Origin of the sequence: Escherichia sp. E2586 (assembly GCF_005781105.1) — a bacterium.
GTDB lineage: Bacteria > Pseudomonadota > Gammaproteobacteria > Enterobacterales > Enterobacteriaceae > Escherichia.
This window is the reverse complement of sequence record NZ_VATN01000002.1, coordinates 166829-192953: the sequence shown is the minus strand read 5'-3', so window position 1 is coordinate 192953 and position 26125 is coordinate 166829. Positions and strand designations below refer to the sequence as shown.

Genomic DNA, 26125 nt, shown 5'->3' with positions numbered 1-26125 from the left:
TCTTATTTAGATAAATGGACTCGCTAAGGATGTGCGCCATTTATCAGGAATGCCATTATGAGCCTGATTATTGATGTTATTTCGCGAAAAACATCCGTCAAACAAACGCTGATCAATCCTGGCGACGTTACGGTTGTCATTTATGAGCCCTCTGTGGTGCAGGTTCATGCTCAGGCATCTGCCGTTGCGCGTTATGTTCGTGACGGAAATGACTTGTTGATCTATATGCAGGACGGCACGGTGATCCGCTGCAACGGTTATTTCCTGCAAGCGGCAAATACCAGCGAACAATCCGAACTGGTGTTTGCCGATGGTCAACAGCTGACTCATGTCACCTTTGCCGATACCGCGGCAGGTGGATTAGCGCCTGTGGAGCTGACCGCTCAGACCACCGCAATTGAAAGCATTGCGCCGTACCTCGATATTGTCGGTCAGACGACGGCTTTCCCGTGGGGATGGCTGGCGGGGGCGGCGGTAGGTGGCGGCGCGCTTGGCGCTTTACTGGCAAGCGGTGGCGATGATGGCTCAAAAACTGAAGTGGTTAACAACCCACCGCCAGCCGAACCCGGCAACGCCACGCCATCGTTTTTGGTAACCGATAATCAGGGCGATCAACGCGGTATTCTTTCCGCCAACGATACCACCGATGACACTACGCCAACCTTTAGCGGCAGCGGGCAGGCGGGGGCGACCATCCAGATTAAAGACAGCAATGGTGATACCATCGCCAGTACTCAGGTCGGTAGCGATGGACGCTGGAGCGTCGATTTGCCCACGCAAAGCGCGGGCGAACATACCTGGTCAGTGGTGCAGATCGTCGGTAGCACCATTACCAACGCCGGGTCGATAACGTTAACCATCGACAATAGTCAGGCCGCCGTACAGCTCGCCACCACCGCAGGCGATAACATTATTAACGCCAGCGAACAGGCCGCTGGATTTACGCTTTCTGGCACCAGTAGCCATCTGGCACAGGGAACAGAACTCACCGTTACGCTAAACGGCAAAACCTACACTACCACCGTTGGGGCTAACGGTGTCTGGAGCGTACAAGTACCGACCGCCGATGCACAGGCGTTAGGCGAAGGGAATCAGGCGGTGCTGGTCAGTGGGAAAGATGCCACGGGCAATACGGTCACTGGCGCGCAACTGTTAACGGTCGATACCCAACCGCCGACACTTGCTATCAACACCATCGCCCAGGACAACATTGTCAGTGCCGCGGAACATAACGCCGCGCTGGTGTTAAGCGGTACATCGAATGCGGAAGCGGGGCAAACCGTAACCCTGAACCTGAACGGCGTCACCCACACAGCAACCGTCGGTAGCGACGGAACCTGGCAAGTGACGCTGCCTGCCGCAGAAGTGCAGGCGCTGGCCGATGGCAACTACGCCGTAAATGCCAGCGTCAGCGACCGGGCAGGAAATACCACCAGCAACAGTGCGAATTTCGCGGTAGACACCAGTGCGCCAGTGGTTAGCGTTAACACCGTTGCGGGCGACGATATTCTTAACACCGCTGAACAGATTGTGGCGCAGATTATTTCCGGTCAGGTCAGTGGGGCTTCTCCGGGGGATATCGTCACCGTGAAGTTAGGAGCCACAGTTCTGACAGGCGTGGTACAGGCAGACGGCAGCTGGAACGTAGCGCTTGATCCGGCGGTAACCCGCACCCTGGCGCGTGGCCCTAACGATATTATTGTCACGGTTACCGATGCCGCTGGAAATACCGGTACGGCGACCCATAACATCACGCTGGCAGGCGTCGCGCCGCAGGTGGCAATAGATACCATCAGCGGTGATAACGTACTGAATGCGCTGGAATCTCAGCAGCCGCTCACGTTAAGTGGCACCAGCAATTTACCTGACGGCGGCACGGTTAACGTGACGCTGAATAATGTCACGTATAGCGCTCAGGTCAGCGGCGGCGTCTGGTCGCTGAATGTTCCGGTGAGCGATGTCCTGAATCTGGCAAACACCAATTACACCGTTACCGCCAGCGCCACCGATGTGACCGGCAACACCGGCACCGCGCAGAGCAATTTGCTGGTCGATACGGTGCTGCCGCAGGTGATCATCAACACCTTTGCGGGCGACAACATTGTTAACAACGCCGAAGCAGCGGCAGATCAAACCCTCAGTGGGCGCGTCGTGGGTGCGGTGCAGGGTGATACCGTCACTATTGAATTGGGCGGTCATACCTACACGGCGACGGTGGGCAGCAACCTTACCTGGAACGTGAACGTACCGACGGCGGATTTACAGGCGCTGGGCGATGGGGCGTTAACGATAAATGCCTCTGTGACGAACGGGCATGGCAACACTGGTAATGGTGAGCGTGATATCACCATCAGCGCCACGCTGCCGGGACTGCGTATCAATACTGTCTCCGGCGATGACGTTATTAACGCTCTCGAACAGCAGCAGGATTTGGTCATTTCTGGCAGCAGTAGCCATTTACCTGCGGACACTACCGTGACGGTAACACTCGGCAACGAAAGCTATCAGGGCGTGACCGACAGCAACGGCAACTGGCAGGTGGGTGTTCCAGCTGCGGACTTGCAGGCGCTCACTGCGGGCACGGTTATTGTTACCGCCAGTGCGGAAGATCCGGCAGGTAACCCGGTTTCTATCAACCATAATGTGCTGGTTGATGCGGGTAGCGTGGCGATTGTTATCAATACCGTCTCCGGCGATGACATTATCAATGCCGCAGAAAAAGGTGCGCCGCTGACGCTGACCGGCACCACTCAAGGAGTAGAGGCTGGGCAAACGGTAGTCGTGAAATTTGCCGGGCAAACCCTGACGACCACTGTTCAGAATGACGGTTCCTGGAGCCTGACCGTTCCCGCCAGCGCGGTAAGCAGTCTGCCCGATGGCGCAGCAGAAATCACCGCGACCGTCACTAATATCAGCGGTAACACTGGCGACACCTCCCGCACCATTACCGTCGACAGTCAGGCGCCAGCCTTAAGTATCGATTCGCTGACCGCCGATAACATCATCAACGCCGCCGAAAGTGGTCAGGATCTGCAAATCACTGGCACCACCGACGCCCAGCCGGGGCAGACGGTGACCGTCACGCTGAATGGGCAGACGTATCAGGGCGTCGTGCAGTCAGACGGCACCTGGAGCGTGACCGTACCTGCCGCCAACGTTGGCGCACTGGCTGACGGCAACGCCACGGTCACCGCCAGCGTGAACGATGTCGCGGGTAATCCGACCAGCGTTTCACGCGTAGCGCTGGTCGATGCCACGCCACCTGTAGTAACCATTAATCCGGTGGCGACCGATAACGTCATCAACACGCCGGAACACACTCAGGCGCAAATTATCAGCGGCACGGTCACTGGCGCACAGGCGGGCGATATCGTCACCGTGACGCTGAATAATGTGAATTACACCACGGTGGTGGATGCTTCCGGCAACTGGAGTCTGGGCGTTCCGGCCTCGGTGGTCAGTGGGCTGGTGGACGGCAGTTATCCTGTCAACGTTTCAGTGACTGACCGTGCCGGAAACACGGGTAGCCAGTCACTGACCGTCACGGTCGATACCGCCGCGCCAGTAATTGGTATTAACACCATTGCTGGCGATGATGTGATAAACGCCAGCGAAAAAGGAGCCGATCTCCAGATTACCGGTACCAGCGATCAGCCAGCCAATACCGCCATCACCGTGACGCTGAACGGGCAAACTTACACCACCACGACCGACGCCTCCGGCAACTGGAGCGTCACGGTTCCGGCATCGGCGGTAACCGCCCTGGGCCAGGCCAACTATACGGTAACGGCGGCGGTGACAAGCAGTATCGGCAACAGCGCCACCGCCAGCCATAACGTGCTGGTCGACAGCGCACTGCCCGGTGTGACCATTAACCCGGTGGCAACCGACGATATTATTAACGCCGCCGAAGCGGGCGTAGCGCAAACCATCAGCGGGCAGGTTACTGGAGCCGCCGTTGGCGACACGGTAACGATTACACTGGGCGGTAATACTTACACCACCACCGTCCAGCCGGGATTAAGCTGGAGCGTGAGCGTTCCGGCGGCAGATATTCAGGCGCTGGGTAATGGCGATTTGACGGTGAGCGCCTCGGTCACCAATCAAAACGGCAACACCGGCAGCGGCACGCGGGATATCACCATCGACGCTAATCTGCCCGGTCTGCGGGTCGATACGGTGGCGGGCGATGATGTGGTCAATATCATCGAACACGGGCAGGCGCTGGTTGTCACCGGCAGCAGCTCGGGGCTGGCAGAAGGCACGCCGCTTACCGTTACGATTAATAATGTGGACTACACCACTGCGGTGCAGGCCGATGGTAGCTGGAGCGTGGGCGTCACGGCGGCGCAGGTTAGCGCCTGGCCTGCGGGGACGGTTAATATTGCCGTTTCTGGGGAAAGTAGCGCCGGAAATCCGATAAGCATTACGCATCCGGTAACGGTGGATCTCACTCCGGCGGCTATCACCATCAACACTATCGCCACGGACGATGTGATTAACGCCGCAGAAAAAGGCGCTGATTTAACGCTTTCCGGCACCACCACGAATGTAGAAGCCGGGCAAACGGTCACCGTGACCTTTGGCGGTAAAAACTACACCGCTACCGTGGCGAGCGATGGTAGCTGGACCGCCACCGTTCCCGCCGCCGATCTGGCGTCATTAACCGATGGCAGCGCCTCCGCGCAGGCCAGCGTCAGCAATATCAATGGCAATAGCGCCTCGGCGGTGCATAACTACAGCGTCGACAGCAGCGCGCCAACCATCATTATCAATACCGTTGCCAGCGACAATATCGTTAACGCCAGCGAAGCTGACGCGGGCGTGACGGTGAGCGGCACCACCACCGCTGAAGCGGGGCAGATTGTTACGATAACGCTTAACAGCCCGACCGTGCAGACGTATCAGGCAACGGTACAGGCCGACGGCAGCTGGAGTATTAATATTCCGGCGGCAGATCTTGAGGCATTGACGGATGGCAGCCACACCCTGACGGCGACGGTCAATGACAAAGCGGGCAACCCGGCGAGCACCACGCATAATCTGGCGGTGGATCTCACTGTTCCGGTACTCACCATCAACACCATTGCGGGCGACGATATTATTAACGCCACCGAGCACGGGCAGGCGCTGGTGATTTCCGGTTCCAGCACAGGCGGGGAAGCGGGAGATGTCGTCAGCGTCACGTTAAACAATAAAACCTACACCACTACCCTGGATGCCTCCGGCAACTGGAGCGTCGGCGTTCCGGCAGCGGACGTCACGGCGCTGGGCAGCGGCCCGCAAACCGTGACGGCGACCGTTACCGATGTGGCAGGTAATAGCGATAGCGAGACGCACACGGTTACCGTTAACCTTACCGCACCGACCATTGGCATCAACACCATCGCCACCGATGACGTGATTAACGCCACCGAAAAAGGCGCGGATCTGCAAATTTCCGGCACCAGCAATCAGCCCGCAGGCACCACAATTACGCTGACGCTTAACGGGCAAAATTACTCCGCCACGACGGACGCCGCAGGCAACTGGAGCACCACGGTGCCAGCCTCCGCCGTCGGTGCGCTGGGCGAAGCCAGTTACACGGTGACGGCGAACGTCACCGACAGCGCAGGCAACAGCAATTCCGCCAGCCATAACGTGCAGGTCAATACCGCGTTGCCGGGTGTCACCATTAATCCGGTAGCGACTGACGATATTATTAACGCCGCCGAATCGGGCGTGGCGCAGACCATCAGCGGTCAGGTGACGGGCGCGGCGGCGGGCGATACGGTTACCGTGACGCTAGGCGGGAAAACCTACACCGCTACCGTGCAGGGGAATTTAAACTGGAGCGTGGACGTTCCGGCGGCGGATATTCAGGCCATCGGTAATGGCGACCTGACGGTTAACGCCTCGGTGACCAACGGCGTTGGCAATACCGGCAGCGGTTCGCGCGATATAACTATCGATGCCAACCTGCCAGGTCTGCGCGTTGATACCGTGGCGGGCGATGATGTGGTCAATAGCATCGAGCACGCTCAGGCGCTGGTGATAACCGGTAGCAGCAGCGGGCTGGCGACGGGCGCGGCGCTGACGGTGGTGATAAACACGGTCACTTACGCTGCGACAGTATTAGCCGATGGCACGTGGAGCGTTGGTGTTCCGGCGGCAGATGTGGGCAACTGGCCTGCGGGGACGGTGAATATCACGGTTTCAGGTGCTACTAGCGCAGGAAACCCGGTCACCATCACCCATCCGGTCACCGTCGATCTGGCAGCGGTGGCGATTTCCATTCACACCGTTTCCGGCGACGATGTGATTAACGCTGCTGAAAAAGGGGCCGATTTAACCCTTTCCGGCAGCACCTCTGGCGTGGAAGCGGGGCAAACGGTCACTGTTACCTTTGGCGGTAAAACCTACACCGCCACCGTAGCGGGCGATGGTAGCTGGACAACCAGCGTGCCTGCCGCCGATCTCGCCGCATTACGCGACGGCGACGCCACCGTGCAGGCCAGCGTCAGCACTATTAACGGCAACACGGCTTCGGCAACCCACGCTTACAGCGTCGATGCCACAGCCCCGACGCTTGCCATTAACACCATCGCCACTGACGATATTCTTAACGCCGCCGAGGCGGGCAATCCGTTAACCATCAGAGGCAGCAGTAGCGCCGAAGCGGGGCAGACGGTAACCGTCACGCTTAATGGCGTGACTTACAGCGGCACCGTCCAGGCGGACGGCAGCTGGAGCGTCAGCGTACCGACGGCGGATCTCAGCAATCTGACCGCCAGCCAGTACACGGTCAGCGCCTCGGTGAACGACAAAGCGGGTAACCCGGCGACCGCGACTCACGGTCTGGCGGTAGATCTCAGCGTTCCAGTGCTGACCATCAACACCGTCTCCGGCGATGACATTATTAACGCCGCCGAACACGGGCAGGCGCTGGTGATCTCCGGTTCCAGCACTGGCGGCGAAGCGGGCGATGTCATCACCGTCACGTTAAACAGTAAAACCTACACCACCACGCTGGACGCTTCCGGCAACTGGAGCGTCGGCGTTCCGCTGGCAGATGTCACTGCGCTGGGCAGCGGCCCGCAAACCATCACTGCCACCATTACCGATGTAGCAGGTAATAGCGATGACGCCAGCCGCACGGTCACTGTGAATCTCACCTCGCCAACCATTGGCATCAACACTATCGCCAGCGATGACGTCATTAACGCCACGGAAAAAGGCGCGGATCTGCAAATCACCGGCACCAGTAATCAGCCCGCAGGCACCACCATTACGGTGACGCTGAACGGGCAAAATTACACCGCCACCACAGATGCTTCCGGCAACTGGAGCGCCACGGTGCCAGCCTCAGCGGTCAGTGCATTGGGTGAGGCCAACTACACAGTAACGGCAAACGTCACTGACACGGCGGGCAACAGCAATTCCGCCAGCCATAATGTGCTGGTCAACAGCGCCTTGCCTGCCGTCACCATTAACGCGGTGGCGACCGATGACATTATCAACGCTGCCGAAGCGGGCAATGCGCAAGCCATCAGTGGTCAGGTGACGGGCGCGGCGCAGGGAGATACGGTCACCGTTACGCTGGGTGGCAACACCTACACCGCCACGGTGCAGGCTAATTTAAGCTGGAGTGTCAGCGTTCCGGCGGCGGATATTCAGGCGCTGGGCAACGGTTCTCTGACGGTTAACGCCTCGGTCACCAATGGCGTTGGCAACACGGGCAGCGGCTCGCGAGACATCACTATCGACGCCAATCTGCCTGGCCTGCGTGTCGATACCGTAGCGGGTGATGATGTTATTAACAGCATTGAGCACAGTCAGGCGCTGGTGATTACCGGGAGCAGCACTGGACTGACGGCAGGAACGGCGTTAACGGTTGTGATCAACAACGTCACTTACGCTGCCACGGTTTTAGCCGATGGCACATGGAATCTCGGCGTTCCGGCGGCCGACGTCAGCAACTGGCCTGCGGGTACGGTGGATATTACGGTAAGCGGCACTAACAGCGCCGGAACAACCTCCACCATTACCCATTCGGTTACCGTCGATCTGGCGGCAGTCGCCATCACCATTAACACTCTCTCCGGCGATGATGTGATCAACGCCGTGGAGAAAGGCGAAACGCTGGTCGTAAGCGGCAGCACCAGCGGCGTGGAAGCCGGACAGACGGTGACCGTCACCTTTGGCGGTAAAAATTACACCACCACCGTGGAAGCCAACGGTAGCTGGACGGTGAATGTACCGCCTGCCGATCTCGCTGCGTTGCCAGACGGCGCGGGCAACGTGCAGGCGAACGTCAGCAATATTAACGGCAACAGCGCCCAGGCGACTCATGCTTTCAGCGTCGATGGCACCGCGCCGATCATTACCATCAACACCATCGCCAGCGACGATATTCTTAATGTGAGCGAAGCGGGCGCGGGGATCACCATCAGCGGCACCACCACGGCGCAGGCCGGGCAGACGCTGACTGTCACGCTCAATAACAACACGTACCAGACCACCGTCCAGGCCGATGGCACCTGGAGCGTGAATGTTCCGGCAACGGATTTAAGCGGATTAACCGCCAGCAGCTATACCGTGACTGCGACGGTGAGCGATAAAGCGGGTAACCCGGCAAGCGCCGATCATGCGCTGGCGGTGGACGTTACCGCGCCGGATCTCACCATTAACACCGTTTCGGGCGATGACATTATCAACGCTATCGAACACGGGCAGGCGCTGGTGGTGAGCGGCACTAGCACGGGCGCGGAACCCGGCGATGTGGTCACCGTCACGCTCAACGGCAAAAACTACACCACCACGCTGGACGCTTCCGGTAACTGGAGCGTCGGTATTCCGGCGGCGGATGTCACGGCGCTGGCGACCGGTAGCCAGACCATTACCGCCAGCCTGAGCGATCGCGCGGGCAACAGCGACAGCACGACTCACGATGTGACCGTTGATCTCAGCGGCCCGACGCTGACCATCAACACCGTCTCCGGTGATGACATTATTAATAATGCAGAGAAAACCCAGGATCTAATCATCAGCGGCGGCTCCAGCGGCCTGGCGACGGGCTCCACGGTCACCGTGATGTTGAACGGCCTGGCTTACAGCGCCACCACCGACGGTTCCGGCAACTGGAGCGTTACCGTGCCAGCTTCGGCAGTCGGTGCCTTGGGCGAGGCAGTGTATCAAATTAGCGCCAGCGCCACCGACAGCGCAGGCAACAGCGGCAGTACCACCCATACGGTGAATGTCGAATCACTCCTGCCTGGGGTAATCATTAACACCGTAGCTGGTGATGACATTATCAACGCCGCTGAAATTGCCGTTAACCAGACCATCAGCGGTCAGGTTACAGGGACGGCAGCAGCAGGGGACACGGTCACTATCACGCTCGGCGGTAATCAATACACAGCCACCGTGCAGCCAGATTTAAGCTGGAGCGTCAGCGTACCGACGGCTGATTTGCAGGCGTTAGGTAACGGTGAGCTGACCATCACCGCCTCGGTCACCAACACCACAGGCAATACCGGCACCGCCACACACGACATCGTGATAGACGCCAACCTGCCAGGTCTGCGCGTCGATACCGTAGCAGGCGATGATGTGGTCAATATTATCGAGCACGGTCAGGCGCTGGTGGTCACCGGTAGCAGTACCGGACTGGCGGTGGGAACGCCACTGACAGTGGAAATCAACAACGTCACCTACGGCGCAACGGTACTCGCCGATGGCAGCTGGAGCGTCGGCGTTCCGGCGGGAGATGTCGCAAACTGGCCTGCAGGGACGGTTAATATTGCCGTCTCTGGCACTAATACTGCTGGAACCACAACCAGCATCAGCCATCCAGTTACGGTCGATCTCGCTGCCGCCGCTATCACCATCAATACCCTTTCCGGCGACGATGTAATTAACGCCACCGAGAAAGGCAGCGATTTGCAGCTCTCCGGCACCACCTCCGGCGTGGAAGCGGGGCAGACCATCACCGTTATTTTCGGCGGCAAAAGCTACACCACCACGGTTGCCGCGGATAATACCTGGGGGCTGACGATCCCAGCCGCCGATCTCGCAACCTTGCCGGACGGCGCAGCAAACGTACAAGCCAGCGTCAGCAACGTAGCTGGCAACATCGCCCAGGCAACACATGCTTACAGCGTTGATGCCACCGCGCCCTCCGTTACCATCAACACCATTGCCAGCGACGATATTCTTAATGCCGCGGAAGCCGGAACGGCGCTGACCATCAGCGGCACCAGTACGGCAGAAGCCGGGCAGACGGTGACCGTGACGCTAAACGGCGTCAGTTACAGCGGGAACGTACAGGCTGACGGTAGCTGGAGCGTCAGCGTACCAACTGGCGATTTAGCCAACCTCACCGCAAGCCCCTATACGGTGAGCGCGGCGGTCAGCGACAAAGCCGGAAATCCGGCCTCGGCAACGCATAATCTGACGGTAGATCTCGTTGCCCCAGTCGTCACCATTAACACGGTGGCGGGCGATGACATCATCAACGCCACGGAACATGCTCAGGCGCAGATTATCAGCGGCTCGGCAACGGGCGCGACCACCGGTAACACGGTTTCCGTGACGATTGGCGCCAACACGTATACCACCGTGCTGGACGCCAACGGCAACTGGAGCATCGGCGTGCCTGCCAGCGTGATTTCCGCGCTGGCGCAGGGCGATGTGACCATTACCGCCACGGTCACCGACTCCGCAGGTAACAGCGGCACAGCCTCGCACACTGTCAGCGTGGCGCTCGGCGCACCCGTGCTCGGCATCAACACCATTGCCGTCGATGACATTATCAACGCCACGGAGAAAGGTGCGGATCTGGCGATTTCCGGCACCAGCAACCAGCCTGCGGGTACGCAGGTAACCGTTACGCTCAACGGGCAAAATTACACCACTACTGCCGATGCCTCAGGTAACTGGAGCGTGACCGTTCCAGCGTCTGCGGTTGGTACGCTCGGTGAAGCGACTTACACGGTGACCGCCGCCGCTACTGACTCAGTTGGCAACAGCGGTTCCACCAGCCATAACGTGCAGGTCAATACCGCGCTACCTGGCGTCACCATTAACGTTGTGGCGAGCGACGATATTATTAACGCTGCCGAAGCGGGCGCGGGCCAGACCATCAGCGGTCAGGTCACAGGTGCGGCGGCGGGCGACACGGTAACCGTCACGCTCGGCGGGGCGACTTACACCGCCACGGTGCAGGCGAATTTAAGCTGGAGTATTAATGTTCCGGCAGCCGCTTTACAGGCATTGGGCAACGGCGAACTGACCATTTCGGCTTCGGTAACGAACAGCGTAGGCAACACCGGTAGCGGCACGCGCGAAATCACCATCGACGCGAATCTTCCCGGTCTGCGGGTCGATACTGTCGCTGGCGATGATGTGGTCAACATTATCGAGCACGGGCAGGCGCTGGTGATTACCGGCAGCAGTTCCGGCCTGGCGGCGGGCAGCAACGTCACGCTGACCATTAACGGGCAAACGTATGTTGCGGCGGTACTGGCGGATGGCACCTGGAGCGTCGGCGTTCCGGCGGTGGATGTCAGCGCCTGGCCTGCGGGGACGGTCACAATTACGGCGAGCGGTAGCACCACCGCCGGAAACCCGGTCAGCGTTACGCATCCGGTGACTGTCGATCTCTCGGCGATTGCCGTCAGCATCAACGCCATTACCGCCGATGATGTGATTAACGCCGCTGAAAAAGGCGCGGCGTTAACGCTCTCCGGCAGCACTTCCGGCGTGGAGGCTGGTCAAACGGTTACCGTCACCTTTGGCGGCAAAACCTACACAGCAAGCGTCGCGGCGAATGGTTCCTGGAGTACCACGGTTCCGGCGGCGGATATGGCAGCCCTGCGTGAGGGCGATGCCAGCGCACAGGCCAGCGTCAGCAATGTTAACGGCAACAGCGCCACCACGACCCACGCTTACAGCGTCGATGCCAGCGCGCCAACGGTGACCATCAACGCTATTGCGGGTGACGATATTCTTAATGCCGCCGAAGCCGGAGCGGCGCTGACCATCACCGGCAGCAGCACGGCGGAAGCGGGGCAGACAGTGACCGTCACGCTCAATGGTGCAAACTATACCGGCACCGTACAAACGGATGGCAGCTGGAGCGTCAGCGTGCCGCCAGCCGACTTAAGCGCGCTGACCGCCAGCAACTACACCGTCAGCGCGGCAGTGAGCGACAAGGCCGGAAACCCGGCCTCGGTTAATCACAACCTGACGGTGGATACTTCCGTTCCGGTCGTCACCATCAACACGGTGGCGGGCGATGATGTGATCAACGCGACGGAACACGCCCAGGCGCAGATTATCAGCGGCTCCGCTACTGGCGCGGCAACCGGTAGCACCGTGACGGTGACTATCGGCACAAACACCTTTACCACCGTGCTGGATGCCAGCGGTAACTGGAGCGTCGGTGTCCCGGCAAGCGTCGTCTCGGCACTGGCGAACGGCACGGTGACCATTAACGCCAGCGTCACCGATGCCGCCGGTAACAGCGGCAGCGCCACGCATCAGGTGACGGTCAATACCGGCCTGCCATCAATTATCTTTAACGCCATCAGCGGCGATAACGTATTGAACGCCAATGAAAAAGGACAACCGCTGACCATTAGCGGCAGTAGTACGGGGCTGGCGACGGGCGCACAGGTTACCGTCACACTGAACGGTCATAACTACAGTGCCACCACCGACGCAGCGGGCAACTGGACGTTAACCGTGCCGGTCAGCGATCTGGCGGCATTAGGCCAGGCCAACTATACCGTCAGCGCCAGCGCTACCAGTGCGGTGGGCAACACCGCCAGCAGCCAGGCCAATTTACTGGTCGATAGCGGCCTGCCGGGTGTCACCATTAACACCGTGGCGGGCGACGATATTATTAATGCGGCTGAAGCAGGCGCCGATCAAACCATCAGCGGGGTGGTCACCCGCGCGGCAGTTGGCGATACAGTCACCGTGACGCTGGGCGGCAACACTTACACCACCACGGTACAGGGCAACTTAAGCTGGAGTATCAGCGTTCCTGCAGCCGATCTCCAGGCGCTGGGCAATGGTGATTTGACCATTACCGCCTCGGTCACCAACGCGAATGGCAATACGGGTAGCGGCACGCGGGATATCACCATTGACGCCAACCTGCCTGGACTGCGGGTGGATACCGTGGCGGGCGATGATATCGTCAACAGCATCGAGCACGGACAGGCACTGGTAATCACTGGCGGCAGCAGCGGTCTGAATGCCGGCGCCGTGCTGACGGTCACCATCAACAACGTGGCCTATGCTGCCACGGTACAGGCAGATGGGAGCTGGAGCATAGGCATTCCGGCAGCAAACGTCAGCGCCTGGCCTGCGGGGCAGTTAACCGTTGACGTGGCCGGCCAGAGCAGCGCCGGAAATCCAGTCAACGTCAGCCATCCATTCACCGTCGATTTAACGGCGGTGGCGATCAGCATCAATACGGTCGCCAGCGATGACGTAATTAACGCGGCGGAAAAAGGTGCCGGGCTGACCCTTTCCGGCACCACCAGCGGGATTGAAAGCGGGCAAACCGTTACCGTTACCTTTGGCGGCAAAACCTACACCGCAAGCGTCGCCGCTAACGGGAGCTGGAGTGTAACGGTTCCGGCGGCGGATCTGGCAACTCTGCCAGACGGCGCGGCGAACGTGCAGGCCAGCGTCAGCAGCGCGAGCGGCAACAGTGCCTCGGCGACCCATGCGTATAGCGTTGACGCCAGCGTGCCGACGCTCACCATTAATACCATCGCCAGCGACGATATTCTTAACGCCACGGAGGCCGGAAGCCCGCTCACCATCAGCGGCACCAGCACCGCCGAAACCGGGCAGACGGTCACCGTCACCCTTAATGGCGCAACCTACAGCGGTAATGTACAGGCGGACGGTAGCTGGAGCATCAGCGTTCCCACCTCAGCCTTAGGTGCGCTGACCGCAAGCAATTACACCGTCAGCGCCACAGTCAATGACAAAGCGGGTAACCCCGGCAGCGCCAGCCATAATCTGGCGATAGACACCACCGCGCCCGTTCTCACCATTAACACCGTGGCGGGCGATGACATCATCAACGACGCCGAACACGGGCAGGCGCTGGTGATTTCCGGCACCAGCACGGGCGGGGAAGCGGGCGATGTGGTGAGCGTCGTGCTCAACGGCAAAACCTACACCACCACCCTGGATGCCTCCGGCAACTGGAGCGTCGGCGTCCCGGCGGCGGATGTTACGGCACTCGGTAGCGGTGCGCAGACGATCACCGCCAGCGTCAGCGATCGGGCGGGCAACAGCGACGACGCCAGCCGCACCGTTACCGTCAGCCTCACCGCGCCAGTGATTAGCATCAACACCATCGCGGGTGATGACGTGATCAACGCCACTGAAAAAGGATTGAATCTGGCGCTTTCCGGCACCAGCGATCAACCTGCGGGCACGGCGATCACCGTGACGCTGAACGGACAAAACTACAGCACTACCACCGACGCTTCCGGCAACTGGAGCGTTACCGTACCCGCCTCGGCAGTCAGTGCGCTGGGCGAAGCTACCTACAGCGTGACGGCGAGCGTCACCAACGCCCAGGGCAACAGCAGCACCGCCAGCCATAACGTGCAGGTCAATACCGCGCTGCCGGGTGTGACCATTAATCCGGTGGCGACGGACGATATTATCAATGCCGCCGAAGCAGGCAGCGCACAAACCATCAGCGGTCAGGTAACCGGTGCGGCGGCGGGCAGCACCGTCACCGTTGCGCTGGGCGGCAAAACCTACAGCGCCACCGTCCAGCCAGATTTAAGCTGGAGCGTGAATGTCCCCTCAGCCGACTGGCAGGCGCTGGGTAACGGTGAGTTAACCGTTAACGCCTCGGTGACCAACGCCGTTGGCAACACCGGCAGCGGCACGCGCGATATCACCATTGACGCCAGTCTGCCAGGTCTGCGAGTCGATACCGTCGCAGGCGATGATGTGGTCAATATCATCGAGCACGGTCAGGCGCAGGTGATTACTGGCAGCAGTTCCGGTTTTGCCGCAGGGACGGCATTGACGGTGGTGATTAATAACCAAACTTACGCCGCCACGGTGCTGGCAAACGGCACCTGGAGCGTCGGCGTTCCGGCGGCGGATGTCAGCAACTGGCCTGCGGGAACGCTGAACATTAGCGTTAGCGGTGCGAACAGTGCCGGAACGCAAACCAGCATTACCCATCCGGTCACGGTTGATCTCACTACCGTCGCCATCAGCATGAACAGCATCACCAGCGATGATGTGATTAACGCCGCCGAAAAAGGCGCGGCGCTAACGCTCTCCGGCAGTACGTCCGGCGTCGAAGCGGGGCAAACCGTTACTGTGATCTTTGGTGGCAAAACCTACACCACCACGGTGGCAGCAAACGGTAGCTGGAGCACCACCGTTCCGGCTGCGGATATGGCGACGTTGCGTGATGGTGATGCCAGCGCCCAGGTGCGGGTGACTAACGTCAATGGCAACAGCGCCACGGCAACGCATGAATACAGCGTCGATAGCGCCGCGCCGATCGTCACCATCAACACGATAGCCAGCGATAACATCATCAACGCCAGCGAAGCCGCGGCGGGCGTAACGGTGTCTGGCACCAGTACGGCGGAAACGGGGCAAACGCTCACCGTCACGCTCAACGGCAGCAACTACCAGACCACGGTGCAGGCGGACGGTAGCTGGAGCTTAACGCTGCCTGCCAGCGCCTTAACCACGCTTGCTAATAACGGCTACACCCTGACCGCCACGGTCAGCGATCTGGCGGGGAATCCTGGTAGCGCCAGCAAAGGCGTGACCGTCGATACCACCGCGCCCGTCATCAGCTTTAACACCGTGGCGGGCGATGATGTGATTAACAACGTCGAACACACTCAGGCGCAGATTATCAGCGGCACCGCCATGGGCGCGGTCGCGGGCGACCGCCTGGTGGTGACCATCGCCGGGCAGCAGTATGTCACCAGCACCGATGCCAGCGGCAACTGGAGCGTCGGCGTGCCTGCCAGCGTGATTTCCGGCCTTGCGGACGGCACGGTGACCATCAGCGCCACCATCACCGATAGCGCAGGTAACAGCAGCACCCAGACGCACAACGTGCAGATCAATACGGCGGCAGTGTCACTTTCGGTCAGCACCATCAGCGGCGATAACCTTATTAATGCCGCCGAAGCAGGCAGTGCGCTGACCCTGAGCGGCACTGGCACTAATTTTGCGACAGGCACAGTAGTGACCGTGTTGCTTAACGGCAAAGGCTACAGCGCCACTATTCAAAGCAACGGGAGCTGGAGCGTGAACGTGCCAGCGGCAGACGTCGCGGCACTGGCGGATGGCACCAGCTACACGGTCAGCGCCTCCGCTCAGGACAGCGCCGGAAACAGCGCCACGGCCTCGCGCAGCGTAGCGGTGGATCTCACCGCACCGATTATCAGCATTAACACCGTTTCGACGGACGACCGACTCAACGCCGCAGAACAACAGCAGCCGTTAACCCTTAACGGCTCGACCAGCGCGGAAGTGGGGCAGACGGTCACCGTCACCTTTGGCGGCAAAACCTACACCGCCACGGTTGCTGCCAATGGCACCTGGGCGCTGAACGTGCCTGCGGCGGATCTGGCAGCGCTCGGGCAGGGCGCGCAGACCATTACCGCCAGCGTGAACGATCGCGCGGGCAACCCCGGTCAAACCACGCACGCTCTGACCGTTGACACCGTTGCGCCAACGGTGACCATCGCCACCGTGGCGGGTGACGATATTATCAACAACGCCGAGCAGCTTGCCGGGCAGACCATCAGCGGCACCACCACCGCCGAAGTGGGTCAGACGGTGACCGTCACCTTTAACGGTCAGAGCTGGACCGCCACGGTCGGCAGCGGCGGAAGCTGGTCGGTGTTTATTCCGGCGCAGCAGTTTGCCGGATTAAGCGACGGCAGCTACACCATTAGCGCGACGGTCAGCGATCAGGCCGGAAACCCCGGTAGCGCCAGCCGTGGCGTGACGTTGAACGGCGATGTGCCTACCGTCACCATCAACACTTTTGCGGGCGACGATGTAGTGAACGCGGCGGAACATGGCTCGTCGCTGGTGATCAGCGGCACCACCACCGCCCCAGTTGGGCAGACGCTGACCCTGACCTTAAACGGCAAAACCTACACCACTACGGTACAGACGGGCGGTAGCTGGAGCTACACGCTCGGCAGCGCCGATGTCACCGCGCTGGCGGACGGCAACGCCTACGTGATTAACGCCTCGGTGAGCAACGCCATTGGCAACACCGGTAACAGTAATCACACCATTACCGTCGATCTCAGCGCCCCGGCGATGGGCATTAATATTGATTCCCTGCAAGCAGACACCGGGCTTAGCGCCAGCGACTTTATCACCAGCGTCAGTCCGGTGGTGGTCAACGGCTCGCTCACCGCCGCGCTTGCCAGTAACGAGACGGCGCAAATCAGTATCGACGGCGGCGTAACCTGGACCACGCTTACCGTTACTGGCACGACCTGGCGCTATAACGACAGCCGCACGCTGACCGATGGCAACTATCTCTATCAGGTGCGGGTGATTGACGCAGCGGGCAACGTTGGCGCGACCGACAGCCAGAACGTGGTGATCGACACCATCGCGCCAGATCCAGCAGTAAAAACCATCGCCATAAGCGCGATCACCACCGATACCGGATTGATCACTAACGATTTTATCACCAGCGACACGACGCTTGCGGTAAGCGGCACGCTGGGGGCGACGCTGGCTGCCGGTGAGTTCGCGCAAATCAGCATCGACGGCGGCACCACCTGGCAGAATCTGTCGGTAAGCGGATTAACCTGGACGTACCTTGACGGACGCACGCTGGCTGACGGTAACTACAACTATCAGGTGCGGGTGATCGACACCGCCGGAAATATCGGTGCGACCGCCAGCCAGATTGTCACCGTTGACACCACCGCGCCGCTGGCGAGCAAAACCATCGCCATTGCGGGCATCAGCGATGACACCGGGTTAAGCAGCAGCGATTTTGTTACTCGCGACACCACGCTGACCGTGCGCGGGACGCTCGGTGCGGCGCTGGCCGCCGATGAACGGGCGCAAATCAGCCTCGACGGCGGCGTTACCTGGACCACGTTAACCGTTATCGGCACCAGCTGGAGCTATGCCGATGGTCGCTCACTGACCGACGGCACCTGGAACTACACGGTGCGGGTGGTGGATCTGGCGGGGAACGTCGGGCAGACCGCGACGCAAAACGTGGTGGTCGATACCACCAGTCCGGAAGCGGCGAAAAGCATCACCATTACCGGTATCAGTGACGACACCGGAGCCAGCAGCAGCGATTTTATTACCAGCGACACCTCGCTTACCGTGCGCGGCGTACTGGGCGCGGCGCTAGGGGCTAATGAGTTCGCGCAAATCAGCACCGACAACGGTGCAACCTGGGTGAACGTAACGCTGGCGGCAGACGGCTTGAACTGGAGTTACGTTGACGGACGCACGCTAACGAATGGCACGACGACCTGGCAGGTACGAGTGGTCGATCTGGCGGGCAACGTTGGCGCAACCGGCAGCCAGTCGGCGCAGATCGACACCGTTAACCCGGCGCAGGTGTTGACCATCGCCAGCATCAGCACCGACACGGGGAGTTCGTCCACCGACTTTATCACCAGTGATACCTCGCTCACGCTGACCGGTTCGCTGGGGGCGGGGCTTGCGAGCGGCGAAGTGGCGCAGATTAGCCTTGATGGCGGTGCGACCTGGACCACGCTCACTACCAACGGCACGCAGTGGACTTACACCGACAGCCGCACGCTGACCGATGGCAGCTATGTTTATCAGGTGCGGGTGCTGGATCTGGCGGGAAATACCGGCCCGGTGGTGTCGAAAACGGTGGTGGTCGATACGATTAACCCCACCGCCACGCCAACTATTGTGTCGTATACCGATGATGTCGGGCAGCGGCAGGGGACGTTAAGCAGTTCGCAGGCCACTGACGATACCACGCCACTGCTGAACGGCGTGCTCTCCGGTCCGCTGGCCAGCGGTGAAGTGGTTTACCTCTACCGTAACGGTCTGCTGTTAGGCGCGGTGACGATGGTAGGTGCGCTGAACTGGACCTACAGCGACAGCGGTCTGGTCAGCGGCGCCTATACCTACAGCGCGCGGGTAGTGGATCTGGCAGGGAATATCACCTCCTCCAGCGATTTTATCCTGACGGTCGATACTTCTATTCCGACCACGCTGGCGCAAATCACCAGCCAGACCACGCGCGATACCACGCCGATTATCAGCGGGGTGATCACTGCCGCGCTCGCCAGTGGGCAGTATGTCGAAGTGGTCATCAATGGCAAAACCTACACCTCGCAGCCGGGCGGTGCGGTGGTAGTCGATCCGGCGCATAACACCTGGTATGTGCAGTTACCGGATACCGATGTGCTGGCGGCGTCCGCGACCGCCTATAACGTCACCGCGCAGGTAAAAAGCTCGGCGGGCAACGGCAACACCGCCAACGTCAGCAACGGCACGGTGACAGTCAACGCGGCGATTGATTACACGCCCGCCTGGACAACTGCCAATAAAACGACCGCCTGGGGGCTGACCTACGGCCTCGACAACCATGGGATGTGGACGGTGCTGGCTAACCAGCAAATTATGCAATCAACCGATCCGCTCACCTGGTCGAAGACCGCACTGACGCTGGTGCAAAGCGGCAACAACTACGCAACCAGTTCCATTGCCGATTACGATCGTAACGGTACAGGCGATCTGTTTATCACCCGTGATGACTACGGCACGGGCTATATCAACGGCTTTACCAATAACGGCGACGGCACCTTTTCCAGCGCCATTCAGGTGAACGTCGGCACGCTGACATGGTATGGCTCGATTGTGGCGTTTGATAAAGAGGGCGACGGCTATCTCGATTTCTGGATTGGCGACGCAGGCGGGCCGGACTCTAATACCTTCCTGTGGAATAACGCAGGCACCTTGGTAGGCAACTCCACCACCGCCAACAACGGAGGGAGCGCCACGGTCGGCGGGGTGGTGAACGGCTATCTTTCCCTTAACGAAGGTTCCGGCGTCGATCTCAACAATGACGGCAGGGTAGACCTGGTTCAGCACACCTTCAACCTGAATAACTACTACACCCTTTCATCGCTCATCAGCCAGGGCAACGGCACGTTTGTCTGGGGGCAGAACACCATCAACACCTTCCTCAGCGTTGCAGGCAGCGGTGGTAACTCGACGTCTGTCTCCATGACCTGGGCAGATTTCGATGGTGACGGCGATATGGACCTCTTCCTGCCCGCCAGCCAGGGAAGAGCTAACTACGGCTCGCTGTTATTCAATACCAACGGCGTGTTGGGGAATCCGGTGGCGGTGGGGGCTACGGGTACAACCTATGCCAGCCAGTTCAGCGTGGCAGTGGACTGGGATCATGACGGGTTAATGGATATCGCGCGTATTGCTCAGACCGGGCAGTCGTACCTCTATACTAACGTCAGTAATGCCAGTAACTGGACACAATCTACCCTCGGCGGCAGCCAGAGCGGCATCACCAGCGGCGTGGCGGCAATGGATTACGACTGGGACGGCGCGGTGGATGTGCTGGTGACCAAACAGTCGGGCAGCGTGTTCCTGATCCGCAATACTAACACGGTGAGCTACGGTACCTCGCTGCACCTGCGCATCACCGATCCCAACGGCATTAACGTCTATTACGGTAATACCGTAAAACTCTACAACTCGGCGGGAGTGCTGGTCGCTACGCAAATCATCAACCCGCAGTCGGGGATGGGCGTCAACGACACCTCGGCGCTGGTCAATTTCTACGGGCTGAATGCCGGGGAAACTTACAACGCGGTGCTGATCAAATCCACCGGCACCACTGCCAGCAATATCGACCAGACGGTGAATACCAGTTGGGGCGGTTTACATGCCACTGATGCTACCCACGCTTACGATCTCAGCGCCGAAGCAGGCACGGCGAGCAACAACGGTAAGTTCGTCGGCACGGGCTATAACGACACCTTCTTCGCTACTGCTGGCACCGACACCTACGACGGTTCCGGCGGCTGGGTGTACAGCTCCGGCACCGGGACCTGGCTGGCGAACGGCGGAATGGACGTGGTCGATTTCCGCCTCTCCACAGTGGGGATCACCGCCAACTTAAGCACCACCACTGCCCAGGCGACCGGCTTTAACACCTCGACATTTACCAATATCGAAGGCATTTCCGGCTCCAACTTTAACGACACCCTGACGGGCAGCAGCGGCGATAACCAACTGGAAGGGCGCGGCGGTAACGACACCATCAACATCGGCAACGGGGGCCATGACACCTTGCTCTATAAACTGCTCAACGCCAGCGACGCCACTGGTGGCAATGGCTCGGACGTGGTGAATGGCTTTACGGTAGGGACATGGGAAGGCACCGCCGACACCGATCGCATTGATATCCGCGAGCTGTTACAGGGCAGCGGCTATACCGGCAACGGCAAAGCCAGCTACGTCAACGGCGTGGCAACGCTGGATGCGCAGGCCGGAAACATCAGTGATTTTGTCAAAGTCACCCAGAGCGGCAGCGACACCATCGTGCAGATCGACCGCGACGGCACGGGCGGCACTTTTGCGGCAACTAACGTGGTCACGCTGACGGGCGTGCATACCGACCTCGCCACTTTGCTGGCGAATCATCAGTTGATGGTGGTGTAGATAATGAAAAAAAATGCCCAGTCCGTGGAAGCCTGGCTGGAGGCGATGATCGCCGTGGCGCGCTATTATCGCCTTGATTTTTCACAGGAGAACGTGCGCGCGACCGTCAACTGGGAGCGCGACAGCAAACGGGAAGAGTTGCTCACCGATATGGCGCGGCAATTGGGAATGGGGCTGCGATTGGTGGAGTTTTCTGCCGATTCGCTTAACCCGTGGCGGCTGCCGCTGATTGCGGTTTTTGATAATCAGCAGATTGGCGTAATCACCCGCCGCGACAATCACGACAATATCAGCGTTCAGTTCAGCGGTGACGAAGGGCTGGAAACCACGCTGAACGTCGCTGATATTGAAGATAAAATCGTCGAACTGGCGCTACTGCGCCCGCTTAGCGCCATCCCTGATGCGCGGGTGGATGACTACATTCGCCCGTATCAGGCGAACTGGTTCTGGAGTCTGTCGCTGAAAGACTGGCGGCGCTACGGCGATATTATGCTGGCCTCACTGGTGGCGAACGTGCTGGCGCTGGCGGCGATGATTTTCTCGATGCAGGTTTACGACCGCGTCGTTCCGGCGCAATCGTACCCGACGCTGTGGGTGCTGTTCGCCGGGGTGATGATGGCGATTCTGTTTGAGTTCTGTATGCGCATGGTGCGCACGCACCTCTCAGATATGATTGGCAAGCGGGCGGATCTGCGCATTTCGGATCGCGTTTTTGGTCACGCATTACGGCTGAAAAACAACGTGCGATCGAAATCCACCGGATCGTTTATCTCGCAGATCCGCGAACTGGAATCGGTGCGGGAGCTGATCACTTCCACCACCATTGGCGCGGTGGCGGATCTGCCGTTCTTCCTGCTGTTTGTCTTTATTCTGTGGATGATCGGCGGCTGGCTGGTGCTGGTGGTTTTGCTGGCGCTGCCATTACTGGTGATCCCCGGTCTGCTGATTCAACGCCCGCTGGCGCGGCTGGCGAACGAAGGGATGCGCGAGTCAGCGGTACGCAACGCTACGCTGGTGGAAGCGGTGCAGTCGATTGAAGACATTAAACTGCTGCGCGCCGAGCAGCGTTTTCAGAATCAGTGGAACCACACCAACGACGTGGCCTCGTCCATCAGCATGAGGCAACGTTTTCTCACCGGGCTGCTGCTTACCTGGACGCAGGAAGTGCAGTCCATCGTCTACGTGGTGGTACTGCTGGTGGGCTGCTTTATGGTGATGAATGGTGACATGACCACCGGCGCGCTGGTCGGGACGACGATCCTGGCTTCGCGCACTATTGCGCCGCTGTCGCAGATATCCGGCGTGCTCTCGCGCTGGCAGCAGGCGAAAGTGGCGCGTAACGGGCTTGATGAACTGATGAAGCGCCCGGTGGATCAGCCGGAGCACGGCAAACTGGTGCATAAAGCGGTGCTGCACGGCAATTATCAGTTCAGCAACGCGGTGTTTTATTACGACGAAGAAGAGAAGATTGCCGATGTGGCGATTGGCAAACTCAACATTCAGGCCGGAGAGAAAATCGCCATTCTTGGCCGCAACGGCGCGGGTAAATCGACGCTACTGCAAATGCTCGCCGGAATGCGTATCGCCCAGCAGGGGCAGGTGCTGCTGGATAACATCAGTATTGGGCAGCTTGATCCGGCGGATCTGCGCCGCGACATGGGGCTGCTCAGCCAGACCGGACGACTGTTCTTCGGCTCGCTGCGGGAAAACCTCACCATGGGGATGCCGGAAGCCAGCGATGAAGATATCGAACGCGCGTTAACCCTCAGCGGGGCGCTGCCGTTTGTGCAGAAGCAGAAAAACGGCCTCAACTACATGATTCAGGAAGGGGGATTTGGCCTCTCTGGTGGTCAGCGGCAAACGCTGTTGCTGGCGCGGCTCCTCATCTCTCAACCGAATATCGTCCTGCTCGACGAACCCAGCGCTTCGCTGGACGAAATGGCGGAAGCGCACTTAATCGAACAACTGAAACAGTGGATTGGCCATCGCACGCTGGTTATCGCCACTCACCGCACGGCGATGCTGCAACTGGTGGACAGGATAATCGTGATGGATCAGGGGCGGATTGTGATGGATGGTGCGAAAGAGGCCATTTTGCGTGAACAGGGCGAACCCACGGCGCGACGGGTGGTGTTGCAGGAGAAGAATAAGGGGTCTGCCGCATGAACGGACAACTGCAATATAACCGTGGCCTGACTGAACCCCGCCTGCCGCGCTCGGCGCTGGCGGTACGTGTGACCGTCGTCATGCTGCTCTGTTTTCTCGGCTGGGCGTGGTATTTCCAGCTTGATGAAGTCACTACCGGTAGCGGCACCGTAGAACCTTCCGGGCGTGAACAGGTGGTGCAGTCGCTGGAAGGCGGGATTTTGTATCATCTCGACGTGAAGGTGGGCGATATTGTTGAGCAAGGCCAGCCGCTGGCGCAGCTTAACCGCACCAAAACCGAATCCGACGTGCAGGAAGCAATGTCGCGGCTGTACGCGGCGCTGGCAACCTCGGCACGGCTGCGGGCGGAAGTCAGCAATAAACCGCTGGTGTTCCCCGACGAACTGAATAAATTCCCCGAGCTTATCGAGTCGGAAACGGCGTTGTACAACACTCGCCGCGACGGGCTGAACAAAGCCACCACCGGGCTGACACAAGGAATTAGCCTGGTCAATCGCGAACTGGCGATGACCCAGCCGCTGGTGAAACAGGGGGCGGCGAGCAGCGTCGAAGTGCTGCGTTTGCAACGCCAGTCCAATGAACTGGAAAACAAACTCAGCGACGTGCGCACGCAATATTACGTTCAGGCACGGGAAGAGTTAGCAAAAGCCAACGAAGAGGTCGAAACCCAGCGTTCGGTGATCCGCGGGCGGGAAGACTCTCTCACCAGGCTGGATTTTACCGCGCCGGTGCGTGGCATTGTCAAAGACATTGACGTCACTACGGTTGGCGGCGTCATCGCCCCAGGTGGTAAACTCATGACCATCGTGCCGCTGGATGAGCAACTGCTGATTGAGGCGAAAATCTCCCCGCGCGATGTGGCGTTTATCCATCCGGGGCAAAAATCACTGGTGAAAATAACCGCTTACGATTACTCCATCTATGGCGGCTTACCAGGAGAAGTTGCGGTGATTTCACCGGACACCATTCAGGATGAAGTACGGCGCGATGTTTATTACTATCGAGTGTACATTCGCACCTTCAGCAACCATCTGGAAAATAAACATAAACAGCAGTTTCCGATATTCCCCGGTATGGTGGCGACGGTCGATATCCGCACGGGTAAAAAAAGCGTGCTGGATTATCTGTTGAAACCCTTTAACAAAGCACAGGAGGCGTTGCGCGAACGATGAACATTAGCGATGTGGCAAAAATTACCGGCCTGACCAGCAAAGCCATTCGCTTCTATGAAGAGAAGGGACTGGTGACACCGCCGATGCGCAGCGAAAACGGTTATCGTACCTATACGCAGCAGCATCTCAACGAACTGACCTTACTGCGCCAGGCACGCCAGGTGGGCTTTAACCTGGAAGAGAGCGGCGAACTGGTGAATCTGTTTAACGACCCGCAGCGTCATAGCGCCGATGTAAAACGGCGCACGCTGGAGAAAGTCGCGGAGATCGAGCGACATATTGAAGAGCTGCAAGCCATGCGCGACCAGCTACTGGCATTGGCGAATGCCTGCCCCGGCGATGACAGCGCCGACTGCCCGATTATCGAAAATCTCTCCGGCTGCTGTCATCATCGGGCGGGGTGAAAATCAGTTAATCCCTGTTTGCATCGAAAGAATATGCTGCAAACTTTCTACCATAATGCGCCCCGACTGAAATAAGCCTTCCTGGATTTCGTTGTTAACATTCACAGCGTGAACCAGGGAGGCTAATAACACCACTTGCAGGAAGGCAAAAATAAACGCACCGATAATCATAATATGCGTCATGGCTATTTTCTTTTGCTCCTTCATTTTAAATAGCCCACAAACTGGCCTTCTTTCATTAAGGCGACTTTTCCTGTGTGATGATAAACAATGACGTTATACAGACCCGACTGATATACGGTGGCATCTTTATTATCTTCATCTATGGCACATAATGAATCATTGAGATAAGCGAAGTTCTTACTGCTCATTCTGAAGGTAAGGCCAAATCCTTTATAAATGGTTTTTTTAGCGGCCTGGGCATGTTGTGCGGCTTCTGCATTTTTAAATGCCTGCGCCTCGGATGCATTTAAAATAGCCGCCTGACGCTGTTGTTCTGCGAGATAACAGGTGTCATGACTGACGCCCTGCGCCTGGCAATCTGCGATGCGGGAAGTGGGGGAGCTACAGCCAGCCAGTAATATAACCGCCAGCAGGGAAAACGATTTAATGGTGCTATTCATCATTGTTAACCTTAAATAATGTGCGGATAATTGC

6 protein-coding genes are annotated in these 26125 nt (G+C 59.2%); 4 read left to right on the top strand and 2 right to left on the bottom strand.

Translation table 11 applies throughout. The annotated features are described in order from the left end of the window. Positions 1-57 precede the first annotated feature (57 nt). The 4 genes from FEK50_RS02155 to cueR are packed head-to-tail and all read left to right on the top strand — an operon-like array spanning position 58 to position 25468. On the top strand, positions 58-21726 hold the full coding sequence (locus FEK50_RS02155) for an Ig-like domain-containing protein (RefSeq protein WP_131160996.1): 21669 nt from the start codon (positions 58-60) through the stop codon (positions 21724-21726). 3 nt (positions 21727-21729) lie between these two features. Beyond that, a complete protein-coding gene (locus FEK50_RS02150; protein ID WP_130260283.1) occupies positions 21730-23892 on the top strand; it encodes a type I secretion system permease/ATPase in 2163 nt (720 codons plus the stop codon). Then, the gene (locus FEK50_RS02145) at positions 23889-25064 is read left to right on the top strand and encodes an HlyD family type I secretion periplasmic adaptor subunit (RefSeq protein ID WP_131160997.1); all 1176 of its coding nucleotides are present in this window, start codon (positions 23889-23891) and stop codon (positions 25062-25064) included. Before FEK50_RS02150 ends, FEK50_RS02145 begins: the two co-directional genes overlap by 4 nt. Beyond that, on the top strand, positions 25061-25468 hold the full coding sequence (gene cueR, locus FEK50_RS02140; RefSeq protein WP_001026744.1) for a Cu(I)-responsive transcriptional regulator: 408 nt from the start codon (positions 25061-25063) through the stop codon (positions 25466-25468). Before FEK50_RS02145 ends, cueR begins: the two co-directional genes overlap by 4 nt. A 3-nt stretch (positions 25469-25471) precedes the next feature. Here the strand turns inward: cueR and FEK50_RS02135 are convergent, their stop codons facing one another. After that, a complete protein-coding gene (locus tag FEK50_RS02135; RefSeq protein WP_131160998.1) occupies positions 25472-25675 on the bottom strand; it encodes a hypothetical protein in 204 nt (67 codons plus the stop codon). Then, the gene (locus tag FEK50_RS02130; RefSeq protein WP_131160999.1) at positions 25672-26094 is read right to left on the bottom strand and encodes a hypothetical protein; all 423 of its coding nucleotides are present in this window, start codon (positions 26092-26094) and stop codon (positions 25672-25674) included. Before FEK50_RS02130 ends, FEK50_RS02135 begins: the two co-directional genes overlap by 4 nt. Positions 26095-26125 lie beyond the last annotated feature (31 nt).